General features: G+C 50.2%; 16 protein-coding genes. 6 read left to right on the top strand and 10 right to left on the bottom strand.

Annotated elements, in window-relative coordinates; translation table 11 throughout:
* Positions 1-37: 37 nt before the first annotated feature.
* The 4 genes from ycaO to pflA all read left to right on the top strand — a co-directional run bounded on the left by ycaO (position 38) and on the right by pflA (position 6,330).
* On the top strand, positions 38-1,798 hold the full coding sequence (ycaO, locus tag BEB54_RS05070; RefSeq protein ID WP_088541641.1) for a 30S ribosomal protein S12 methylthiotransferase accessory factor YcaO: 1,761 nt from the start codon (positions 38-40) through the stop codon (positions 1,796-1,798).
* A gap of 405 nt (positions 1,799-2,203) precedes the next feature.
* Positions 2,204-3,061, top strand: a complete 858-nt coding sequence (gene focA, locus BEB54_RS05065; protein WP_000642546.1) for a formate transporter FocA — start codon at positions 2,204-2,206, stop codon at positions 3,059-3,061.
* Positions 3,062-3,115: 54 nt separating this feature from the next.
* Complete coding sequence (gene pflB / locus BEB54_RS05060; RefSeq protein ID WP_001292814.1) at positions 3,116-5,398, top strand: formate C-acetyltransferase; 2,283 nt, start codon at positions 3,116-3,118, stop codon at positions 5,396-5,398.
* A gap of 191 nt (positions 5,399-5,589) precedes the next feature.
* Complete coding sequence (gene pflA / locus BEB54_RS05055) at positions 5,590-6,330, top strand: pyruvate formate lyase 1-activating protein (RefSeq protein WP_000111043.1); 741 nt, start codon at positions 5,590-5,592, stop codon at positions 6,328-6,330.
* 80 nt (positions 6,331-6,410) lie between these two features.
* Here pflA and BEB54_RS05050 read toward each other — a convergent pair whose 3' ends face one another.
* Positions 6,411-7,001: an NAD(P)H oxidoreductase gene (locus BEB54_RS05050; protein ID WP_032302794.1), complete on the bottom strand. Its 591-nt coding sequence runs from the start codon at positions 6,999-7,001 to the stop codon at positions 6,411-6,413.
* Positions 7,002-7,100: 99 nt separating this feature from the next.
* Here BEB54_RS05050 and BEB54_RS05045 point away from each other — a divergent pair, with 99 nt between their 5' ends.
* Positions 7,101-8,009 carry a LysR family transcriptional regulator gene (locus BEB54_RS05045; protein ID WP_001242668.1) on the top strand — a complete coding sequence of 303 codons (909 nt, stop codon included), beginning with the start codon at positions 7,101-7,103 and terminating at the stop codon, positions 8,007-8,009.
* Here the strand turns inward: BEB54_RS05045 and BEB54_RS05040 are convergent, their stop codons facing one another.
* The gene (locus BEB54_RS05040) at positions 8,010-9,440 is read right to left on the bottom strand and encodes an APC family permease (protein ID WP_032183852.1); all 1,431 of its coding nucleotides are present in this window, start codon (positions 9,438-9,440) and stop codon (positions 8,010-8,012) included.
* 209 nt (positions 9,441-9,649) lie between these two features.
* Positions 9,650-10,798 carry an MFS transporter gene (locus tag BEB54_RS05035; protein WP_000109295.1) on the bottom strand — a complete coding sequence of 383 codons (1,149 nt, stop codon included), beginning with the start codon at positions 10,796-10,798 and terminating at the stop codon, positions 9,650-9,652.
* 314 nt (positions 10,799-11,112) lie between these two features.
* On the opposite strand from BEB54_RS05035, the gene ycaC reads away from it, so the two are divergent.
* A complete protein-coding gene (gene ycaC, locus BEB54_RS05030) occupies positions 11,113-11,739 on the top strand; it encodes an isochorismate family cysteine hydrolase YcaC (protein ID WP_000165876.1) in 627 nt (208 codons plus the stop codon).
* Positions 11,740-11,773: 34 nt separating this feature from the next.
* On the opposite strand, the gene dmsC is transcribed toward ycaC, so the two are convergent.
* The 7 genes from dmsC to ftsK form a co-directional block, all read right to left on the bottom strand.
* Positions 11,774-12,637 carry a dimethyl sulfoxide reductase anchor subunit DmsC gene (gene dmsC, locus BEB54_RS05025; protein WP_000534649.1) on the bottom strand — a complete coding sequence of 288 codons (864 nt, stop codon included), beginning with the start codon at positions 12,635-12,637 and terminating at the stop codon, positions 11,774-11,776.
* A gap of 1 nt (position 12,638) precedes the next feature.
* The gene (gene dmsB / locus BEB54_RS05020; RefSeq protein ID WP_000213098.1) at positions 12,639-13,256 is read right to left on the bottom strand and encodes a dimethylsulfoxide reductase iron-sulfur subunit DmsB; all 618 of its coding nucleotides are present in this window, start codon (positions 13,254-13,256) and stop codon (positions 12,639-12,641) included.
* Positions 13,257-13,266: 10 nt separating this feature from the next.
* Positions 13,267-15,711: a dimethylsulfoxide reductase subunit A gene (dmsA, locus tag BEB54_RS05015; RefSeq protein ID WP_105282144.1), complete on the bottom strand. Its 2,445-nt coding sequence runs from the start codon at positions 15,709-15,711 to the stop codon at positions 13,267-13,269.
* 238 nt (positions 15,712-15,949) lie between these two features.
* Positions 15,950-17,242 carry a serine--tRNA ligase gene (gene serS, locus BEB54_RS05010; RefSeq protein ID WP_000886683.1) on the bottom strand — a complete coding sequence of 431 codons (1,293 nt, stop codon included), beginning with the start codon at positions 17,240-17,242 and terminating at the stop codon, positions 15,950-15,952.
* 90 nt (positions 17,243-17,332) lie between these two features.
* On the bottom strand, positions 17,333-18,676 hold the full coding sequence (gene rarA, locus BEB54_RS05005; protein WP_000067769.1) for a replication-associated recombination protein RarA: 1,344 nt from the start codon (positions 18,674-18,676) through the stop codon (positions 17,333-17,335).
* A 10-nt stretch (positions 18,677-18,686) separates the two neighbouring features.
* Positions 18,687-19,298 (bottom strand): outer membrane lipoprotein chaperone LolA, encoded by a 612-nt coding sequence (gene lolA / locus BEB54_RS05000; RefSeq protein WP_001295343.1) that lies wholly within the window; start codon positions 19,296-19,298, stop codon positions 18,687-18,689.
* A 158-nt stretch (positions 19,299-19,456) separates the two neighbouring features.
* The gene (gene ftsK, locus BEB54_RS04995) at positions 19,457-23,485 is read right to left on the bottom strand and encodes a DNA translocase FtsK (protein WP_105277068.1); all 4,029 of its coding nucleotides are present in this window, start codon (positions 23,483-23,485) and stop codon (positions 19,457-19,459) included.
* Between the last annotated feature and the right edge of the window lie 122 nt (positions 23,486-23,607).

Genomic DNA, 23,607 nt, shown 5'->3' with positions numbered 1-23,607 from the left:
ATTATTGCGCGCTTTCCGTACGACTAAAGTGATTTTCATGACGCAAACATTTATCCCCGGCAAAGATGCCGCCCTGGAAGATTCCATCGCTCGCTTCCAGCAAAAACTTTCAGACCTTGGTTTTCAGATTGAAGAGGCCTCCTGGCTGAATCCCGTGCCTAACGTCTGGTCAGTGCACATTCGCGACAAAGAGTGCGCACTGTGTTTTACCAACGGTAAAGGCGCAACCAAAAAAGCGGCGCTGGCATCTGCCCTCGGTGAATATTTCGAGCGTCTCTCAACCAACTACTTTTTTGCTGATTTCTGGCTGGGCGAAACCATCGCCAACGGTCCATTCGTGCATTATCCCAACGAAAAATGGTTCCCACTGACCGAAAACGACGATGTACCAGAAGGGCTGCTCGATGACCGTCTGCGCGCATTTTACGATCCGGAGAATGAACTGACCGGCAGCATGCTGATTGACCTACAATCTGGTAACGAAGATCGTGGTATTTGTGGTCTGCCGTTTACGCGCCAGTCCGACAATCAGATCGTTTATATTCCGATGAATATCATTGGTAACCTGTACGTTTCTAACGGTATGTCCGCTGGCAATACCCGAAACGAAGCACGCGTTCAGGGGTTGTCCGAAGTTTTCGAACGCTACGTGAAAAACCGCATTATTGCTGAAAGCATCAGTCTTCCAGAGATCCCGGCAGAGGTGCTTGCGCGTTATCCAGCGGTGGTTGAAGCGATCGAAACACTGGAAGCAGAAGGTTTCCCAATCTTTGCTTATGATGGTTCGCTTGGCGGCCAGTATCCGGTGATTTGCGTGGTACTGTTCAATCCTGCTAACGGTACCTGCTTTGCCTCTTTCGGTGCGCATCCCGATTTTGGCGTAGCACTGGAACGTACCGTGACCGAGTTGCTGCAAGGCCGCGGTCTGAAAGATTTGGATGTGTTTACTCCGCCAACCTTCGATGATGAAGAAGTCGCTGAACATACTAACCTCGAAACGCACTTTATCGATTCCAGCGGTTTAATCTCCTGGGACCTGTTCAAGCAGGATGCCGATTATCCGTTTGTGGACTGGAGCTTCTCAGGCACCACGGAAGAAGAGTTTGCTACGCTGATGGCTATCTTCAACAAAGAAGATAAAGAAGTTTATATTGCCGATTACGAGCATCTGGGCGTTTATGCTTGCCGTATTATCGTGCCTGGCATGTCCGATATTTATCCGGCTGAAGATCTGTGGCTGGCGAATAACAGTATGGGCAGCCATTTACGTGAAACGATTCTTTCGTTACCAGGCAGCGAGTGGGAAAAAGAAGATTACCTGAACCTCATCGAGCAACTGGATGAAGAAGGTTTTGATGACTTTACCCGCGTGCGTGAGCTATTGGGTCTGGCAACCGGGCCGGATAACGGCTGGTACACTCTGCGTATCGGTGAATTAAAGGCTATGTTGGCGCTGGCTGGTGGCGATCTGGAACAGGCTCTGGTCTGGACTGAATGGACGATGGAATTTAACTCATCAGTGTTCAGTCCGGAACGCGCCAACTATTATCGCTGTCTGCAAACGTTGTTATTACTGGCACAGGAAGAAGACCGCCAACCACTGCAATATCTGAATGCCTTCGTTCGTATGTATGGCGCAGATGCCGTAGAAGCCGCCAGTGCGGCAATGAGCGGTGAATCGGCGTTTTATGGCTTGCAACCCGTAGATAGCGATCTGCACGCGTTTGCTGCACATCAGTCGTTGTTGAAGGCCTACGAAAAGCTGCAGCGCGCCAAAGCAGCATTCTGGGCAAAATAAAATCAAATAGCCTACGCAATGTAGGCTTAATGATTCGTCTGAGTTATATTACGGGGCGTTTTTTTAATGCCCCGCTTTACATATATTTGCATTAATAAAATAATTGTAATTATAAAGTTAAATATCGGTAATTTGTATTTAATAAATACGATCGATATTGTTACTTTATTCGCTTGGTGCTCCCTTTTAATTAACTGTTTTAGCGGAGGATGCGGAAAAAATTCAACTCATTTGTTAATTTTTAAAATTTATTTTTATTTGGATAATCAAATATTTACTCCGTATTTGCATAAAAACCATGCGAGTTACGGGCCTATAAGCCAGGCGAGATATGATCTATATCAATTTCTCATCTATAATGCTTTGTTAGTATCTCGTCGCCGACTTAATAAAGAGAGAGTTAGTGTGAAAGCTGACAACCCTTTTGATCTTTTACTTCCTGCAGCAATGGCCAAAGTGGCCGAAGAGGCAGGTGTCTATAAAGCAACGAAACATCCGCTTAAGACTTTCTATCTGGCGATTACCGCCGGTGTTTTCATCTCAATCGCATTCGTCTTCTATATCACAGCAACCACTGGCACAGGAACAATGCCCTTCGGCATGGCAAAACTGGTTGGCGGCATTTGCTTCTCTCTGGGGCTGATTCTTTGTGTTGTCTGCGGAGCCGATCTCTTTACTTCCACAGTGTTGATTGTTGTTGCTAAGGCGAGTGGGCGCATCACCTGGGGTCAGTTGGCGAAAAACTGGCTAAATGTCTATTTTGGCAACCTGGTCGGCGCACTGCTGTTTGTACTTTTAATGTGGCTTTCCGGCGAGTATATGACCGCGAATGGTCAATGGGGACTAAACGTCCTACAAACCGCCGACCACAAAGTGCACCATACTTTTATTGAGGCCGTCTGCCTTGGTATCCTGGCAAACCTGATGGTATGTCTGGCAGTATGGATGAGTTATTCTGGCCGCAGCCTGATGGATAAAGCGTTCATTATGGTGCTGCCGGTCGCGATGTTTGTTGCCAGCGGTTTTGAGCACAGTATCGCAAACATGTTTATGATCCCGATGGGTATTGTAATCCGCGACTTCGCATCTCCGGAATTCTGGACCGCTGTCGGTTCTGCACCGGAAAATTTTTCTCACCTGACCGTGATGAACTTCATCACTGATAACCTGATTCCGGTTACGATCGGTAATATTATCGGCGGTGGTTTGTTGGTTGGGTTGACATACTGGGTCATTTACCTGCGTGAAAACGATCACCATTAATGGTTGTCGAAGTACGCAGTAAATAAAAAATCCACTTAAGAAGGTAGGTGTTACATGTCCGAGCTTAATGAAAAGTTAGCCACAGCCTGGGAAGGTTTTACCAAAGGTGACTGGCAGAATGAAGTAAACGTCCGTGACTTCATTCAGAAAAACTACACTCCGTACGAGGGTGACGAGTCCTTCCTGGCTGGCGCTACTGAAGCGACCACCACCCTGTGGGACAAAGTAATGGAAGGCGTTAAACTGGAAAACCGCACTCACGCGCCAGTTGACTTTGACACCGCTGTTGCTTCCACCATCACCTCTCACGACGCTGGCTACATCAACAAAGCGTTGGAAAAAGTTGTTGGTCTGCAGACTGAAGCTCCGCTGAAACGTGCTCTTATCCCGTTCGGTGGTATCAAAATGATCGAAGGTTCCTGCAAAGCGTACAACCGCGAACTGGACCCGATGATCAAAAAAATCTTCACTGAATACCGTAAAACTCACAACCAGGGCGTGTTCGACGTTTACACTCCGGACATCCTGCGTTGCCGTAAATCCGGTGTTCTGACCGGTCTGCCAGATGCTTATGGCCGTGGTCGTATCATCGGTGACTACCGTCGCGTTGCGCTGTACGGTATCGACTACCTGATGAAAGACAAATACGCTCAGTTCACCTCTCTGCAGGCTGATCTGGAAAACGGCGTAAACCTGGAACAGACTATCCGTCTGCGCGAAGAAATCGCTGAACAGCACCGCGCTCTGGGTCAGATGAAAGAAATGGCTGCGAAATACGGCTACGACATCTCTGGTCCGGCTACCAACGCTCAGGAAGCTATCCAGTGGACTTACTTCGGCTACCTGGCTGCTGTTAAGTCTCAGAACGGTGCTGCAATGTCCTTCGGTCGTACCTCCACCTTCCTGGATGTGTACATCGAACGTGACCTGAAAGCTGGCAAGATCACCGAACAAGAAGCGCAGGAAATGGTTGACCACCTGGTCATGAAACTGCGTATGGTGCGCTTCCTGCGTACTCCGGAATACGATGAACTGTTCTCTGGCGACCCGATCTGGGCAACCGAATCTATCGGTGGTATGGGCCTCGACGGTCGTACCCTGGTTACCAAAAACAGCTTCCGTTTCCTGAACACCCTGTACACCATGGGTCCGTCTCCGGAACCGAACATGACCATTCTGTGGTCTGAAAAACTGCCGCTGAACTTCAAGAAATTCGCCGCTAAAGTGTCCATTGACACCTCTTCTCTGCAGTATGAGAACGATGACCTGATGCGTCCGGACTTCAACAACGATGACTACGCTATCGCTTGCTGCGTAAGCCCGATGATCGTTGGTAAACAAATGCAGTTCTTCGGTGCGCGTGCAAACCTGGCGAAAACCATGCTGTACGCAATCAACGGCGGCGTTGACGAAAAACTGAAAATGCAGGTTGGTCCGAAATCTGAACCGATCAAAGGCGACGTCCTGAACTACGATGAAGTGATGGAGCGCATGGATCACTTCATGGACTGGCTGGCTAAACAGTACATCACCGCACTGAACATCATCCACTACATGCACGACAAGTACAGCTACGAAGCCTCTCTGATGGCGCTGCACGACCGTGACGTTATCCGCACCATGGCATGTGGTATTGCTGGTCTGTCCGTTGCTGCTGACTCCCTGTCTGCAATCAAATATGCGAAAGTTAAACCGATTCGTGACGAAGACGGTCTGGCTATCGACTTCGAAATCGAAGGCGAATACCCGCAGTTTGGTAACAACGACCCGCGTGTAGATGACCTGGCGGTTGACCTGGTAGAACGTTTCATGAAGAAAATTCAGAAACTGCACACCTACCGTGACGCAATCCCGACTCAGTCTGTTCTGACCATCACTTCTAACGTTGTGTATGGTAAGAAAACTGGTAACACCCCAGACGGTCGTCGTGCTGGCGCGCCGTTCGGACCGGGTGCTAACCCGATGCACGGTCGTGACCAGAAAGGTGCTGTAGCATCTCTGACTTCCGTTGCTAAACTGCCGTTTGCTTACGCTAAAGATGGTATCTCCTACACCTTCTCTATCGTTCCGAACGCACTGGGTAAAGACGACGAAGTTCGTAAGACCAACCTGGCTGGTCTGATGGATGGTTACTTCCACCACGAAGCATCCATCGAAGGTGGTCAGCACCTGAACGTTAACGTGATGAACCGTGAAATGCTGCTCGACGCGATGGAAAACCCGGAAAAATATCCGCAGCTGACCATCCGTGTATCTGGCTACGCAGTACGTTTCAACTCGCTGACTAAAGAACAGCAGCAGGACGTTATTACTCGTACCTTCACTCAATCTATGTAATTAGTTTTGACTGAAATCGTACAGTAAAAAGCGTACAATAAAGGCTCCACGAAAGTGGGGCCTTTTTTAGCACGAGAGCCTTTTTTGTCAGCTATCTATACTTTAAGGTGACTGCCAAAACAGACTCGACGTAGCCTTCGAGCTGCGCACCAACACGGCCTCAGATGGGCCACATCTGGAGAAACACCGCAATGTCAGTTATTGGTCGCATTCACTCCTTTGAATCCTGTGGAACCGTAGACGGCCCGGGTATTCGCTTTATCACCTTTTTCCAGGGCTGCCTGATGCGCTGCCTGTATTGTCATAACCGCGACACCTGGGACACGCATGGCGGTAAAGAAGTTACCGTTGAAGATTTGATGAAGGAAGTGGTGACCTATCGCCACTTTATGAACGCTTCCGGCGGCGGCGTTACCGCATCCGGCGGTGAAGCAATCCTGCAAGCTGAGTTTGTTCGTGACTGGTTCCGCGCCTGCAAAAAAGAAGGCATTCATACCTGTCTGGATACCAACGGTTTTGTTCGTCGTTACGATCCGGTGATTGATGAACTGCTGGAAGTAACCGACCTGGTAATGCTCGATCTCAAACAGATGAACGACGAGATCCACCAAAATCTGGTTGGAGTTTCCAACCACCGCACGCTGGAGTTTGCTAAATATCTGGCGAATAAAAATGTGAAGGTGTGGATCCGCTACGTTGTTGTCCCAGGCTGGTCTGACGATGACGATTCAGCACATCGCCTCGGTGAATTTACCCGTGATATGGGCAACGTTGAGAAAATCGAGCTTCTCCCCTACCACGAGCTGGGCAAACACAAATGGGTGGCGATGGGTGAAGAATACAAACTTGATGGTGTTAAACCACCGAAGAAAGAGACCATGGAACGCGTGAAAGGCATTCTTGAGCAGTACGGTCATAAGGTAATGTTCTAATTTCCCCGTAAAGCGGCAACTTTATTGAGTTGCCGCTTTGTTATTCCGCGCTTCATTCTGCTACAGCGTTTTAACACATCTTATAGTGCATCTACCATATCCCGTACCTGAGATAATAACGACTGATAATAGCTCGCGTGAAGTTCTTCCCCATCGAATACCACTGTATTACACAAGAAAGTGACATCGGCATCTTCAATACCAAGATAACTGCACATATTTATCAAATAATCGCTTATATTTTTTTCCCAGCCCATCTGGACAAATGATTCTTTGTCTCCTCCAACCAGCGCCACCCAACGAACTTTATTGAATGGTAATTTGTGCCCATCTCCATAAGCCAGCCCATTATTCCATACTCTGTCAATATATCCTTTTAGCATTGCTGGGAAGCTGTACCACCAGAGAGGAAAAACCACCACTAACGTGTCATGTTCAAGCAGCTCTGAATAAAGCTGATGAACCTCTGGAGAATAACGTTTATCCATATTCTTCCAGTCTGGTTCATCTTCCGGCGTCATCACCGGGTTGAAATTACGCCGATATAAATCGAGTTCCGTCACCTGTATTTTCCGCTCCATTGCCCGCTGATGGATCGCATCAGCAATATGTGCGGTCAATGAATCATGACGAGGATGGGCCCATACCAAATAAATACGTTCAGACTGCATAATTTTACCTCCACGTTAAGTTCTGGAGCGCACTTTACGCAGGCGGCATCATCCTGTAAACGTGATGATTCAGGATGAGTTAATGAAGGATTTTCACTAATGCGGATGAATATGTCTGACTTTGCCACTTTCTTTGCCGTGGCCCGTAATCAAAGCTTTCGTGCAGCAGGCGATGAGTTAGGCTTATCTTCGTCCGCCATTAGCCATAGTATTAAAACACTGGAACAACGTCTTAAAATTCGCTTATTCAATCGGACAACCCGAAGCGTATCGTTAACGGAAGCGGGTTCTAATCTCTATGAACGATTGCGCCCAGCTTTCGACGAAATTCAGATCATGTTAGATGAGATGAATGATTTTCGTCTGACACCGACAGGTACGCTCAAAATCAATGCCGCCCGGGTAGCTGCACGTATATTTTTAATACCTTTACTGGTTGGTTTCACACGTGAATATCCTGATATTAAAGTCGAGCTCACAACTGACGACTCTCTTGTTGATATCGTCCAGCAGGGCTTTGACGCTGGCGTTCGACTTAGTGGCATCGTCGAAAAAGATATGATCAGCGTGGCGATCGGCCCGCCAGTGAAATTATGTGTAGCAGCGACGCCAGAGTACTTTGCAAGATATGGCAAACCCCGCCATCCTCATGATCTGCTTAATCATCAATGTGTTGTTTTTCGTTATCCCAGCGGCAAACCTTTCCACTGGCAATTTGCAAAGGAGCTGGAAATTGCTGTCGCAGGAAATATCATTCTGGATGATGTTGATGCTGAACTGGATGCCGTTTTGATGGGTGCTGGTATCGGGTATCTGCTCTATGAACAGATCAAGGAGTACCTTGATACCGGTCGTTTAGAATGTGTACTGGAAGACTGGATCACAGAGCGTCCAGGCTTCCAGATCTATTACCCAAACCGCCAGTATATGTCCTGCGGCTTGCGCGCATTTCTCGATTATGTAAAAACGGGTCAGATCTGCCAGAGTCAGCGTCACCGACCACAATAATTATTTGCTATTCGCTTTACGCGCCAGCAGCGGGAATATCAGCCCTAATCCCACCAGCACAAACGGCGTTGCAACATTCAGCGCCAACTGGAATGTCCACTCTGCGGTGAAGGCTTCCATTTTCGGGAAAATACCAGTCAGGCAGGCAAAAGCGGTAAAGGCAAAACACCAAATTCCGACGGTCATTGCCAACGGCTTATTACGAATAAAGACATATTCCGGCTTATATTTCTGCGCCAGGCGAACAACTGCAATAAATGCAACAAATACCCATAAATAACGCAGCGGCATCACTACCGAGTTAAGATTCAACAGCCATTTATAGAGATTGTTCATATCACCAATGCCGAGAGTCGGCAGCATTATCAGGATCGCCACCAGCACCAGGGTCAGAAAATAGCCATTAACGGGCGTACCAGAAGCGTTGGTACGACATAAACTGGCTGGAATATATTTGCTGTCAGCATCGCCTAATAACACTTTAAGCGGCGCATCAATCGAGAATACCAGCGCAGCTACTTGTCCCAGGGTATTCGCAATGGCATAAATCACCATTAAAGTATTACCCATGTTGTAATATTCGCCCAGCTTCTGAAAGGCGTAATACTGACCGTTAGTCATTAAGTCATCCGGGATATTACGCGAGTCAAACATCATCCCCATCGCCAGTGAGCCCAGAATGGCACAAACCGCAACCATCACCGCCAGGCATAACATCCCTTTTGGAAATTCTTTTCCTGGGTTGCGCGTTTGATTAACGTAAGGAGAAATCTTCTCTGCTCCGCCAACCGCGAAAACCAGCATTGAAATAGTGGTAATGTAGGTAAAGTCGATATGAGGAATAAACGTTTCCCAGGTAATGTTTGTGGTCGCAATATGCACTTCAGTAATCGCAGGCGCGGTTACCGCCATCGCCACATACAGGAGCGACATAACAAACATCGCAATCCCTGCCACAGAACCGACGATTTTCAGCGATTTCATACCGCGTGAAGCAACCCACATAAAGAAGACAAACAGCACCAGCGTTAACCCCTGTAACGCTACGACGGAATATTCTTTGATTAGCGAACCGTCGCCTTTCATCGCCCAACCGAGCGCAATCAGTATTGCCTGGGGTTTTTGTGCCAGATAGGGAATATGCACTACCCAGTAGGTCCACGCGGCGAGGTAAGCCAGTCCGGGTCCCATCGTGTGTTTAATCCAGGTACTGACCCCGCCCTTCCCATCTTTGAAGGTCGAGCCTAACTGACCAACAATTAGCGCATAAGGTGTGAAATAGAGCGCAAAGATAAACACCCATGAAAAAACAACCACCAGCCCCTGGTTGGCGTAGTTATTAACAACGTTGCCAAAACCCCAGACAGTGATAAAAGACATCAGCGCAATGTTGTACCATCGCAGCTGTTTTTCCTGAACATTCCCAGCCATAGACAAATCCTTCGCCAAAATTAAAGGGGCATCTGTAAAACGAGGGATTATGCGCGGCAAATAAGAAGTGCGGAAATAGCGAAATGCAAAATTATAACCTGCTGCACATTTTATTTTGAAACGAATAAAATTTTGAAAAAAGCAAGTCAGAGAGAAGAAACAAAAAAGCAGAGTGTGAAACAGTAAGTTCACACTCTGCGTTAATTCATTTACACGTGAGCAACGGGTTTCGGCGTATGACCGGCGTTGCGAAGCAGCATCAGCAAATAGATAAACGATACGCTGGCGATCATGATAAACAATAAATTATCGGAGAAATTCTGCATTAGCATGGCAGTAAATGACGGGCCAAGCAGACTTCCCACAGTATAGCTCAACAGTAAGGCCTGGTTCATCGCCACCAGTTGATGATGTTCAACTTTCTCGCAAGCCCATGCCATCGCCACCGGATATAGCGTAAAGCCAGCGGCACCGAGGATGAATAACGCTGGGGCCATCGCCGCCTGGCTAAGCATCGCGATACTGCCGAGAATGACGACAAAGACCTGAACACGCAACACCAGCAGTCGACCAAACTTATCCGCCAGACGTCCAATCGGCCATTGTCCAAGGATACCCGCACTGACCAGTACCGCCATCCAGAAACCAATGCTGGCATTGCTCACCCCTTTGTGATTGAGGTACAGCGGCATCAGGCCATATAGAGATCCCAGAACGATTCCTGAGATAATGCAGCCATTCACGCCAAGCCGCGCCTGACGGAGTTTTAGCATTGACGTAATTGACGTCGAATCATGGTTTTCAGCCTGCTGATTCAGCACACGCGTAAACAACAGCGGTAAGATCCCTGCCAACGTCAAACCTGTAACCCACGGCAATACGGACATCAGCTCGGTTGAAACTTTGCTGACCAGTAACTGGCCTAAAAACGTTCCCACGTAATAAACCATCATATACGCAGCAAGCAAACGCCCACGGTTACGTGACGTCCCACTGCACATCAGCGCGCTCTCAACAACCACCCAAATCATGGCACAGCCGACGCCAGCGACAAAACGCCAAGCCAACCAGCTCCAGAATCCAATCATCAGGCCAAGGCCGGCACAGCCAGCGGCAAAAATGAAGGAGGCCAGATAATAGCTGCGGTTAAAGCCAATGCGCTTAATGACATACCCTGTCAGCAATGTACCGACCAGGTTGCCGGTAAAATAGGATGAGCTGACAACGCCTACCTGCCATGTGGACATATGTTCCTGGGCGAGCCAAAGCGGCACGAGTGTATTTAACACTGCGATCGCCAAAGTCAACAAAAGCAGGCCAGACAGCAAAAGCATGACAGGCCGGGTATACGTGGACATGAATTAAAACCGTGAGGAAGTTCAAATTTCATGCGCATCATGCCACCGCCAAAAACATTGTCAATGGGTGAAAATACGCGCATATCGCAGCTGAGGTATTATCGATTTATATTACTCATTCATAACGCTAATGCTGGAGAGATGATTAATCTCATCTGATTGTTTTTATTGATCTAACACAAATTTCATACGCTTCGTTCAGTCGAAAAATTTCATGGTCACAGCAAACTCATATTTCCCGTCTATGCTTTCAGAGCAATGCATCGCGTCTGACCGATTTCAGACGTACCGCTGACTCTCGAAAGGAGAAGAGGATGACCAAACCGTATGTTCGTCTTGATAAAAATGATGCTGCCGTTTTGCTTGTTGATCACCAGGCTGGTTTACTTTCCCTTGTACGGGATATCGAACCCGATAAGTTTAAAAATAACGTGCTGGCGCTGGGCGACCTAGCTAAGTATTTCAACTTACCTACTATTCTTACCACCAGTTTTGAAACCGGTCCTAACGGCCCATTAGTTCCAGAACTGAAAGCACAGTTTCCCGATGCACCTTACATTGCTCGCCCGGGAAATATTAACGCCTGGGATAACGAAGATTTTGTAAAAGCTGTCAAAGCGACAGGTAAAAAACAGTTAATTATTGCCGGTGTGGTAACCGAAGTTTGCGTGGCATTCCCGGCGCTTTCAGCCATTGAAGAAGGGTTTGACGTCTTTGTCGTGACTGACGCGTCAGGGACCTTTAATGAAATTACCCGGCATTCGGCATGGGATCGCATGTCGCAAGCTGGTGCGCAATTGATGACATGGTTCGGCGTGGCGTGCGAGCTGCATCGCGACTGGCGTAATGATATTGAAGGACTGGCGACGTTGTTCTCTAACCATATTCCTGATTATCGTAATTTGATGACCAGTTATGACACGTTAACGAAGCAGAAATAAAAGAGAACCGGGGCCGAAACCCCGGTTGTTATGATTAGCTTGCGACGGCCATCCCCACGGTCATATGCAAACCATAGAATACGCCACGACCGATTAATTCCCCTGCCAGAAGCAGAATGAATGATACGGAAAGTAGCGGAACCGCAGGCTGATAACCTTTTAGCTGTGGTGCAATCCACAAGCACAGGGCAACAGCCAAAAGCACGATCCGCCAGGACATCAGCGCACCATAGTCCGGCACCAGCGCTGCGGCCTGCTGCACAGAGCTATGAATAGTCGCCAGCTCTGCGCCCTGCATCACTGACACCACGCCACTCACTACCAGGGCCAGTACAGAAATAGCTGGCAGCAGACGCATCGCCCAGCCATCGACGCCAGCCAGACTCAGTAACAGGTAACCCAGTAACGGGCCGCCCATAAACATCGTCAGGAAGAAGCCCATCGGTGTCCAGATGCTGTACCAGGTGGGTACGGTATCGATGCTGTTATAGACACGCACCATCATCCAGACAAAGACTACGCCAAGAACCATCGTCACCACCAGCCACAGCGTACGCAATGCCGGTGACAGCTTTTTCAGCATTGCCAGTAACCAGCCGATGCCACCAACAGCAAAAAAGATCGAACCGCTGGCGATTTCGTTACTGAGTGCTGAAGCCCCTACCCGGTTGAGCGAGTTAAAAGCGCGCATCGGCGAACCAAGATGGAGCATAGAGGCGATAAAGCCAATACCCATCAGCACCCATAAGCCAAACATACAGGCAATAACACGCTGCTGGGCTTCTGCTCGCAGGTCGCCTTTGAGCAGCGCCAAAGCCAGAACGATAAAACCACCTGCTACACATTGCCCGAAGACCGTGAAGATCATCAGCGGCCATTCATGCCATCCACTTCCCATCTCACACCTCCTTCGGGTTTGCCAGATAGCCAGTGGTATCCCCGGTCGGGCGGCTGTTGGCATTGGGTTTGATCACAATATTCGGTTTGGTAAAGTGAGCTCGCGGCAACGGCGCAACAGCCGCCAAATCGCCATGTTTTTTACGCAGCTCGTCGATAGGGCCAAAATCCAGCGCCCGCAGCGGGCAAGATTCAACACAGATCGGCTTCTTCCCCTCCGCAACACGGTCATAACAACCATCACATTTGGTCATATGGCCTTTCGTTTCGTTATATTGCGGTGCGCCATACGGGCAAGCCATATGGCAGTAACGGCAGCCAATGCATACATCTTCATCGACCACAACAAAACCATCTTCACGTTTATGCATCGCACCGCTCGGGCAGACTTTAGTACAAGCCGGATCTTCGCAGTGGTTACATGAAATCGACAGATAGTAGGCAAACACGTTCTGGTGCCAGACACCGTTATCTTCCTGCCAGTCGCCGCCAGCATATTCATAAATGCGGCGGAAACTGACTTCTGGCGTCAAATCTTTGTAGTCTTTACAAGCCAGCTCGCAGGTTTTGCAACCGGTGCAACGGCTGGAATCAATAAAAAATCCATACTGGGTTGTCATCGGTTACTCCTTACACCTTTTCAACCTGAACAAGGTTTGTATGTGACGGATTCCCCTTAGCGAGAGGAGACGGACGTTGAGTGGTCAGTACGTTGATACAACCGCCCTTATCGACACGTTTTGCATCCGGGTCATACCAGGCACCTTCACCCAGTGCGACCACACCCGGCATCATTCGTGGCGTCACTTTCGCCTCAATATGAACCTCACCACGGTCGTTAAAGATCCTGACCTTATCGCCGTTGTTGATACCGCGTTTTTGTGCATCAAACGGGTTGATCCACATTTCCTGACGGCAAGCTGCTTTCAGCACATCAACGTTGCCGTAAGTTGAGTGAACGCGAGATTTGTAGTGGAAACCCGTAAGCTGCAGCGGATATTGTTTGTTCAGCGGATCCTGATAACTTTCAAAGCCCGGCGTGTAGATCGGCAGTGGATCGATCACGTCGCCTTCTGGCAATTCCCAGGTCGCGGCAATGTCAGCCAGCGCCTGCGAATAAATCTCAATTTTACCCGATGGCGTGGTCAGCGGATTTGCCTGCGGATCTTCACGGAAAGCTTTATAAGCAACGTGATGCCCTTGTGGGTCGCGCTTTTTAAAGATCCCCTGCTTGCGGAACTCTTCAAACGTTGGCAGTTCAGGAATCGCTTCCCGCGACTGGGCATACAGATGCCGCATCCACTCTTCCTGTGTACGGCCTTCAGTAAACTGTTGCTCAACGCCAAGACGTTTTGCCAGTTCGCTGGTCATTTCATAGATGGTCTTACATTCAAAGCGCGGTTTAATCACCTGATCGTTGAAAATCACGTAAGACATATTCCCGCAGGATGCATCCAGTGCAAAGTCCATCTGTTCGGAAGCGGTGCAGTCAGGCAGCAGGATGTCAGCATATTTCGCCGATGAAGTCATGTGGCAGTCGATAACCACAATCAGCTCGCACTTCTTATCATCCTGAAGGATTTCATGGGTACGGTTGATTTCAGAATGCTGGTTAATCAGGCAGTTACCGGCATAGTTCCAGATCATTTTGATCGGCACATCCAGCTTATCTTTCCCGCGCACACCATCACGCAGCGCTGTCATTTCCGGGCCACGTTCAATGGCATCGGTCCACATAAACATCGAAATGCTGGTCTGGATCGGGTTTTCGAGGGTCGGCATACGGACAAAAGGTAAGCTGTATGAACCTTCACGCGCGCCGCTGTTGCCCCCGTTAATACCAACGTTACCGGTCAGAATCGCCAGCATCGAGATAGCACGGGTTGCGATTTCACCGTTAGCGTGACGCTGCGGGCCCCATCCCTGGCTGATAAACGCCGGTTTGGTACTACCGATTTCACGAGCCAATTTGATGATTTTGTCTGCCGGAACACCGGTGATTTGCGAGGCCCATTCCGGCGTTTTAGCCACGCCATCTGGCCCTTCACCCAGAATATAAGCTTTATAGTGACCATTTTTCGGCGCACTGGCTGGCAGTGTTTTCTCGTCGTAGCCAACGCAATATTTATCGAGGAATGCCTGATCAACCAGATTTTCGCTGATCATGACGTACGCCAGACCATTAACCAGTGCGGCATCTGTTCCCGGACGAATGGGGATCCACTCATCTTCACGCCCTGCACCGGTGTCGGTATAGCGCGGATCGATAATGATCATACGAGCGTTGGATTTCTGACGAGCCTGCTCAAGGTAATAAGTCACCCCACCACCGCTCATTCGCGTTTCGCCAGGGTTATTACCAAACAGTACCACCAGCTTACTGTTTTCAATATCTGACGGGCTGTTACCATCCGCCCAGCCGCCGTAGGTATAGTTCAAACCTTCCGCAATTTGCGCGGAAGAGTAGTCACCGTAATGGTTCAGATAACCGCCGCAGCAGTTCATCAGGCGAGCGACCAGGGTATTTCCCGGCGGCCAGGAGCGGGTCATGGTGCCGCCCAGCGTACCGGTACCATAGTTCAGATAGATAGACTCGTTGCCGTACTCTTTGATCAGGCGCTGCATATTGGTCGCGATGATGTCGTAGGCTTCTTCCCAGCTAATGCGCTCGAATTTGCCTTCACCGCGCGCCCCGACTCGTTTCATCGGATATTTCAGGCGGTCCGGATTGTAGACACGGCGACGCATGGAACGCCCACGCAGACAGGCGCGCACCTGGTGCAGGCCGTCATAGTTGTCATCGCCGGTATTATCCGTTTCAACATATTTAATTTCACCGTCCACAACGTGCATACGTAGCGGGCAGCGGCTACCACAGTTAACTGTACAGGCGCTCCAGATTACCTTTTCGTCTGACTTTGCCGGAAGGGCACTATCAACAGCGTGCGCAATCCGACTAAAAGGTAATGTTAATGCGCTGCTGGCCATTGCCAGGCCGCCGATCGCTGTCGTTTTTACCAAACCACGGCGACTCACCTCAGCAGCCAATACCGCATCAGGGATTTTCGTTTTCATAATGGCTCACTCAAGCTTGCTCACGATTGATTCCAGTAACAAACCGTATTGTGTAATTATTTCTATAGCAGTTCGCTATATAGGTTTGTATATATCGAATAATTTGAAAATCAAAGAGATAGGTAGATTTTCACTCGAAAGTAGTATTACGTGTAAGTGAGGAGTAATTATTGTTCGGTATCAAAGGGAGACAAAAAAAGCGCCCGCAGGCGCTTTTTAGATTCAGAAAAATTGGGTATTAGCCAATATATTCCAGTCCGTTCATATACGGACGTAGAACTTCTGGTACTTCAATACGACCATCAGCCTGCTGATAGTTTTCCATTACCGCAACCAGCGTACGGCCAACAGCCAGACCAGAACCGTTCAGGGTATGAACCAGACGGGTTTTCTTGTCCGACTTGCTGCGGCAACGTGCCTGCATACGACGCGCCTGGAAATCCCAAACGTTGGAGCAGGAAGAGATCTCGCGGTAGGTGTTCTGTGCCGGGATCCATACTTCCAGGTCGTAAGTTTTACAAGCGCCAAAGCCCATGTCGCCGGTACAAAGGATGATTTTACGGTACGGCAGGCCCAGCAGTTGCAGGACTTTTTCTGCATGACCAGTCATCTCTTCCAGCGCCGCCATTGAGTCTTCCGGGCGCACGATCTGCACCATTTCAACTTTGTCGAACTGGTGCATACGGATCAGACCACGGGTGTCACGACCATATGAACCTGCTTCAGAACGGAAACATGGGGTGTGGGCGGTCATCTTAATTGGCAGATCATCTTCATCGATGATTTCACCGCGTACCAGGTTGGTCAGCGGAACTTCTGCCGTTGGGATCAATGCATAGTTACTGGTGTCTGCTTCTTCTTCCAGCGGACGAGTATGGAACAGATCGCCAGCAAATTTCGGCAGCTGACCCGTACCATACAGCGTGTCCTGGTTAACCAGGTACGGAACATAGTTCTCACTGTAGCCATGCTGTTCGGTATGCAGATCCAGCATAAACTGCGACAGTGCGCGGTGCATGCGAGCGATCTGCCCTTTCATTACCACAAAGCGGGAACCAGTCAGCTTAACTGCAGCTGCAAAGTCGAGGCCAGAGTGCATTTCACCCAGCGTCACGTGGTCACGAACTTCAAAGTCAAACTCACGCGGGGTACCCCAGCGGCTGACTTCAACGTTGTCATTTTCGTCTTTACCTACCGGCACTTCATCTGCAGGCAGGTTAGGGATGGTCAGCGCGATATCGCGAATTTCAGCCTGTAAAGCATCCAGCTCGGCTTTTGCTGCATCCAGCTCTTCGCCCAGTTTGTTCACTTCCAGACGTAAAGGCTCAATATCTTCCCCGCGCGCTTTCGCCTGGCCAATGGATTTCGATCGGGAGTTACGCTCCGCTTGCAGGTTTTCCGTTTTGACCTGCAATACTTTACGACGCTCTTCAAGAGCGCCCAGCTTATCTACATCCAGCTTAAAGCCCCGGCGTGCCAGTTTTTCAGCGACTGCGTCTGGCTCATTACGCAGCAGATTGGGATCGAGCATGCTTATCCTGTGCTTATCGAATTAAATGGGAGATGTGGCCACAGCCTGCGACCACAGGGATACAGTAACAACATTACCGCAACGATAACATTAACGGTAGCGTTTTATGGGGCTATTTTGATCCTGTTCAGCCAGCCAGGCGAGCTTTTCGCCAATCTTGCCTTCAAGGCCCCTGTTTGTCGGGAAATAATAGCGTGTTTGTGCTATTTCCGGCGGGAAGTAAACCTCACCGGCAGCATAAGCGTTTGCTTCATCATGAGCATAACGATATTCCTGACCGTAGCCCATTTCCTTCATTAATTTTGTCGGCGCATTACGCAAATGAACCGGCACGTCATAATCCGGACGTTCGCGAGCATCGGCCAGCGCGGCTTTAAATGCGGTATAGACAGCGTTACTTTTTGGCGCGCAGGCCAGGTAAACAATCGCCTGAGCAATGGCACGTTCACCTTCAGCCGGACCAACGCGAGTAAAGCAATCCCAGGCCGCAATAGCCACCTGCATCGCCCGTGGGTCAGCATTACCCACATCTTCAGACGCAATCGCCAGGCAGCGACGCGCGACATATAACGGATCTCCACCGGCGGTAATAATTCGCGCATACCAGTACAGCGCCGCATCGGGTGCGCTCCCACGCACCGATTTATGCAGTGCAGAGATCAGATCGTAAAAGCGATCGCCTTTGTTATCAAAGCGGGCGCTACGCTCACCGGCGATTTCGGTCAGTAATTCAGGCTTCAGGACTCGCTTACCGCTATCATCGACTTCAGCCATATCCGCCATCATTTCCAGCGTATTTAACGCGCGGCGCGCGTCGCCATTCACCAGTTCAGCGATGGCGCGTCTTGTTTCACCCGGCAGAACGATATCCTGACCACCATAACCGCGGGTTTTGTCTTCCATCGCCTGAGTCAGTACCTGTTCGATATCCTCTGTACTCAGGGATTTCAACAGGTAGACACGGGCACGGGAAAGCAGTGCCGAATTAAGCTCAAACGACGGGTTTTCAGTGGTTGCGCCAATAAAAGTGATGGTGCCGTCTTCAATATGTGGCAGAAATGCATCCTGCTGGCTTTTGTTGAAACGGTGAACTTCGTCAACAAAAAGAATAGTGCGGCGACCAGCATTGCGGTTTTGCCGAGCGCGCTCGATCGCCTCGCGAATCTCTTTCACGCCAGAGGTGACGGCAGAAATACGTTCCACATCAGCGTTCGCATAACGGGCTATAACTTCAGCGAGGGTTGTTTTGCCGGTACCCGGTGGCCCCCAGAGGATCATAGAATGCAAATGCCCAGCTTCGATAGCGCGCGGCAATGGCTTCCCGGCAGCCAGCAAATGTTGCTGGCCGATATACTGTGCTAAATTTTCTGGCCGCATACGCGCGGCCAGAGGTTGAAAAGTATTATCCGAAAAATCGAGCGACAGATTGCTCACTCAGGTGCCTCTACTTACGTTGATCATCTACCGTGACGCCTTGCGGCGGGGTGAAGGTAAATTTCGCTGCATCCACAGCCCCATTTTGCTGGGATTTCAGCTGATAACTGCTGCGCTGATCGTCCTGCTCCACCGCGCTAAACTGATGGATTGTGCCATCACGCCCTACGTTAATGGTGAACTGCTTCAAATTGCCATTGCTGGCTTTCGGCGTCAGGACAAAGTCATCGCCATTCTGTTTGATATTGTACTGCTGCCAGTCGCTGGACTGGTTGCGGGCAATCAGCATAAACGGCGTATTACCGGTGGCATCTTTCAGCCAGGTTGCCGTAGCTTGCTCAACGAACGGGTTATAGAACCACAGTGTTTTACCGTCAGAAACCAGAATGCTTTCGTCAGGTTGAGTCATATGCCAGTTGAATAAGTTTGGACGTTTCACCCACAGATCGCCCTGACCTTCCTGCACCGCCGCGCCGCTACCGTCAGTCACTTTTTGTGTGAAGCTGGCGTGGAAGCTGCTGACTTTATCCAGGCGGCTTTTCAGATCGCTTGCGGCATCAGCCCAAACGCTGCTTGCTACTAAGCTTGAGAGTAATGCACAGGTGATGGCAATTTTTTTCATCATTATTCCTCAAATTACGTCACTCCCGACCGGGAGCTCCCTCTACTCTCTATTCCAGGCTAATAATCAGCTTGAGGAAAGAAGAAAATACTGAATTTTCAGTTACCAGATTGCCGGATGCAACGCTACCGCGCCTTATCCGGCCTACGATGCATTAATTAGTCAAACGGCGGTGGGGCCAGCACTTCACGATTACCGTTGTGCCCCTGTTCGCTGACAATCCCTTGCGCTTCCATCTGTTCGATAATACGCGCTGCACGGTTATAACCAATGCGGAACTGACGCTGTACGCCTGAAATTGACGCTTTGCGTTTTTCAATGACAAACTGCACCGCCTGATCGAACAACGGATCCAGTTCTTCAGCGCCATCGAAACCACCCGCACCACCTTCGCTTTCGCTGTCGGAGGTGATGCCGTCAACATACTGTGGGCGACCACGCGCTTTCCAGTCCTGCACCACGGCATGAACTTCCTGATCGCGAACAAAAGCACCATGAACACGTACCGGCAACGTGGAGTTCGGCCCAGAGTAAAGCATATCCCCCATACCCAGCAGGGATTCCGCGCCAGCCTGATCAAGAATGGTACGTGAGTCAATCTTACTGGATACGGTAAAGGCGATACGGGTCGGAATATTCGCTTTAATCAGACCAGTAATAACATCAACCGATGGACGTTGAGTTGCCAGTACGAGGTGGATACCCGCGGCACGGGCTTTTTGCGCCAGACGTGCTATAAGCTCTTCCACTTTTTTACCTACCGTCATCATCAGGTCGGCAAATTCGTCCACCAACACCACAATGTACGGTTCTTTTTTCAGCACCGGATGCTGGGCATCCATACTGTCACCCGGCTTCCAGTACGGGTCTGGAATCGGACGCATCATCCTATCGGCTTCAGCAATTTTTTCGTTATAACCCGCCAGATTACGCACACCCAGCGCAGACATCAGTTTATAACGACGCTCCATCTCGTTAACACACCAGCGCAGCGCGTTGGCGGCATCTTTCATATCGGTAACGACTTCCGTTAACAGGTGCGGAATGCCTTCATAAACTGAAAGCTCCAGCATTTTCGGGTCGATCATGATGAAACGCACATCTTCTGGCTGTGCTTTATAAAGCATGCTCAGGATCATCGCGTTCACACCGACAGATTTACCGGAACCGGTAGTCCCCGCAACCAACAAGTGCGGCATTTTCGCCAGATCGGCAACCACCGGCTCACCGGCGATATCTTTACCCAGCACCACGGTTAATGGCGACGGATTATCGCGGAATTTGGCGTTATCCAAAACTTCGCGCAGATAAACGGTTTGTCGTTTTTTATTCGGTAACTCCAGACCTACATAGGGTTTGCCAGGAATAACTTCAACGACACGCACCGCCACCGTCGAAAGTGAACGGGCAAGGTCACGAGACAAGTTAGAAATGCGCGCCGCTTTTACGCCCGGTGCCAGGTTCAATTCAAAGCGAGTGATAACCGGCCCCGGAGAATAATTGACGACATCGGCTTTAATACGGAAATCAGCCAGACGCGCTTCCACCAGACGCGCCATTTGTTCAAGCGCAAAGGTATCTACCGGCTCCACTTCGCTCGGCGGCGGTGTCAGCAAATCCAGAGAAGGCAGCGGCGTCGTAGGTTTATGCAACGGACGGCTGTCGCCATTACGCATTAACAGCGGATGAAGCAGGGTATCCTGCGGCTGCGGCGCAACTGGCTGTTGCGGCTGCTGATATTGCTGCTGTGGTGCAACCGGCTGTTGTGGCTGCTGATACTGCGGCTGTGGTGCAACCGGCTGTTGCGGCTGCTGATATTGCGGCTGCTGTGCAACCGGTTGTTGCGGCTGCTGATATTGTTGCTGCGGCGCAACTGGTTGTTGCGGCTGCTGATATTGTTGCTGCGGTGCTACCGGTTGTTGCGGCTGCTGTACAGGTTCAACAATTGGCGTAAACAGCGGTTCGTGTGGACCATCATCCAGCAACGCTTTCATTGGCGAAAATTCAAAATCATCCAGCGAGAACGGATTCGCCCCAGCCGGTTGTTCGCCGGAATAACGTTGTTGTTGAGTTTGAGCAAACTGACGAGCCAGTTCTGCCTCTGCCGCAGCATCTGCATCTTCTGTGTTCACGGGCACATCATGTTGATACTGTTCGCCATAGCGTTGCTGCTGCGTTTGGGCGAACTGACGTGCCAGTTCATCCTGCTGCATCGCATCGATTTCATCATCGTTGTACTGATCGCCAGAATCGTACTGATTGCGCTGGGCTTCACGGGCTTTTTCTTCTGCTGCACGCTGTGAGGGCAGCTTAATGCCATATGACGCCAGTTCACGACGAGTTGGCACGCGGATACGTTTCGGTCGTGGCAACTGCGGGCCAATCCCCTCTTTGACCTGCGGACGCGGTCCACCGCTATTTGCCAGACTGAAGACTGGTGCGGCAACGGTTGCGGCAGCCCCCGTCGCCAGTGTCGCTTTTTTCACGCCAGATGCCAGAGGGGAAACAGCGGCAGCGGCTTCCACTGGAGGTACTGCTGCAACAGAAGGTGCTTTAAGCGAAGATTTGATCGGTTCTGGTTCTTTAACCGGTTCAGGAATCGGTTGATACCAGGCCGCAAGTTGTTCACGTTCACGGGCACGCTTCTCTTCCACTTCTTCAAAATAGTAAAGCGGCGGACGCGCGGGTTTTGTCTCTTCTACAATGGGTTCAGGCTCCACAACAGGCTGCTGTTCAACGGGTTGCGGCTGTTGGTACAACGGCTCCTGAGCGGCTGGCTGCTGATAAGTTTGCTCCGTCTGGTATGTAGACTGTGGAGCAAAAGTGGATTGCTGCTCTTCGGCTTGCCAGGCGTTACCTGCCACCGGTTGTTCTGGCGCAGGGGCGTAATACGGCTGTTGCGCAGACTGTTCCGGCGCAGGAGCGTAGTAAGGTTGTTGCACAGGCTGTTCAGCTGCAGGCGCATAATACGGCTGCTGTGGCTGTACAGGTTGTTGCAGCGGCTCATTATATTGCACTGCAGGCTGCGCATATTGTGACTGCTGTGGGTAACCTTCCGGTGCAGGTGCAATAACCGGTTCTCCCGTTTGCGGCCCCGGTACAGGCTGCCAGGCTACTGTAGGTTGCGTAGGTGGAACATCAACAGAGGCAACTGGCGGCGTCTGAGTCACAGGTTCAACCGGTGCAGCCCAGCTTTGTGTCGCCGTGGTAGCAGCAGCTGCTACAGCAACAGGTTCGGTAATTGGCGCACCGTTTAATAATGGATCGTATTCGTCATATTCTGGCTGCGTTGCACGATTGCCCGAAAAGAGGACGTCGTCAGGGTCGGCAGCCACACCGCGTGCAGTGTAGGTAATCTCTTCTTCATCATCCATCCGCTTACCGGAGAACAACGCAGCATCTGTTTGCCGCCCCATCGGATTAATGAATTTTTCCGCCAGACGTTTACGACGTGCTAGCGCGCCGCGAAGAATACGGGCACGGCGCGATTCATGCTGTTTGCCGTGATTTTCATCTTCATATTCTTCGTCGTCTTCATACTCATCTTCATCGACCCAGGTATCATCGCGACGGGTACGATTACTGGCGAAGGTGAGAATGTTTAAAATCCAGCCGCCGAGTTTTTCAGCAATGGTCACCCATGACCAACCGGTGAACAGCGTCAGGCCCGCTGCCCAAACGCAGAGCAGCGCAATAGTTCCCCCGCTACTGTGTAGCAGTGGTTGTAGCGTAGTGCTTAGTAAGCTGCCGATGACGCCACCGGAGGCAAAATACCAGATATCGTCAGCGTTGATTGCCGCCAGACCACAAGAGGTAAGGATTAGCGCCAAAACGCCAATGATGCGTAGCGAAACGGCAAAATAATCAATGTATTCGTCACTGGACTGATGACGCCAGGCAAACCAACAACCGCCGACGATAATGACGGGAATGGTGTAAGCCATCACGCCAAAAATAAAGAACAGCGTATCTGCCAGCCACGCACCGGGCATTCCACCTAAATTATGGATAGGCTCATGCCAGGCCGTTTGCGACCAGCTGGGGTCCGAAGGGTTAAAGCTTAGTAAGGCAGCCATCAACCAGACGGCAAACAGGACAATAAGGATCAGCAACGCCTCCAGAAGTCGGCGGCCGCTACTTAACTTTGTCAATGTGACTTCTTTGTCTTCAGTGTATTCCTGGCTCAAGAAAGGCTCTCCAGGTTACAGGCTTTTCCTGCCCGATGCTAAAACGGACAACAGTACCAGGTTACCCTAGTACTGTTGCTGTATGGATTAACAGGAGTGTAATCAAAATACGCCGATTTTGC

Origin of the sequence: Escherichia sp. MOD1-EC6021, assembly GCF_002965245.1 — a bacterium.
Taxonomy (GTDB): domain Bacteria; phylum Pseudomonadota; class Gammaproteobacteria; order Enterobacterales; family Enterobacteriaceae; genus Escherichia; species Escherichia coli_F.
This window is presented reverse-complemented; position numbering and strand designations above follow the sequence as displayed.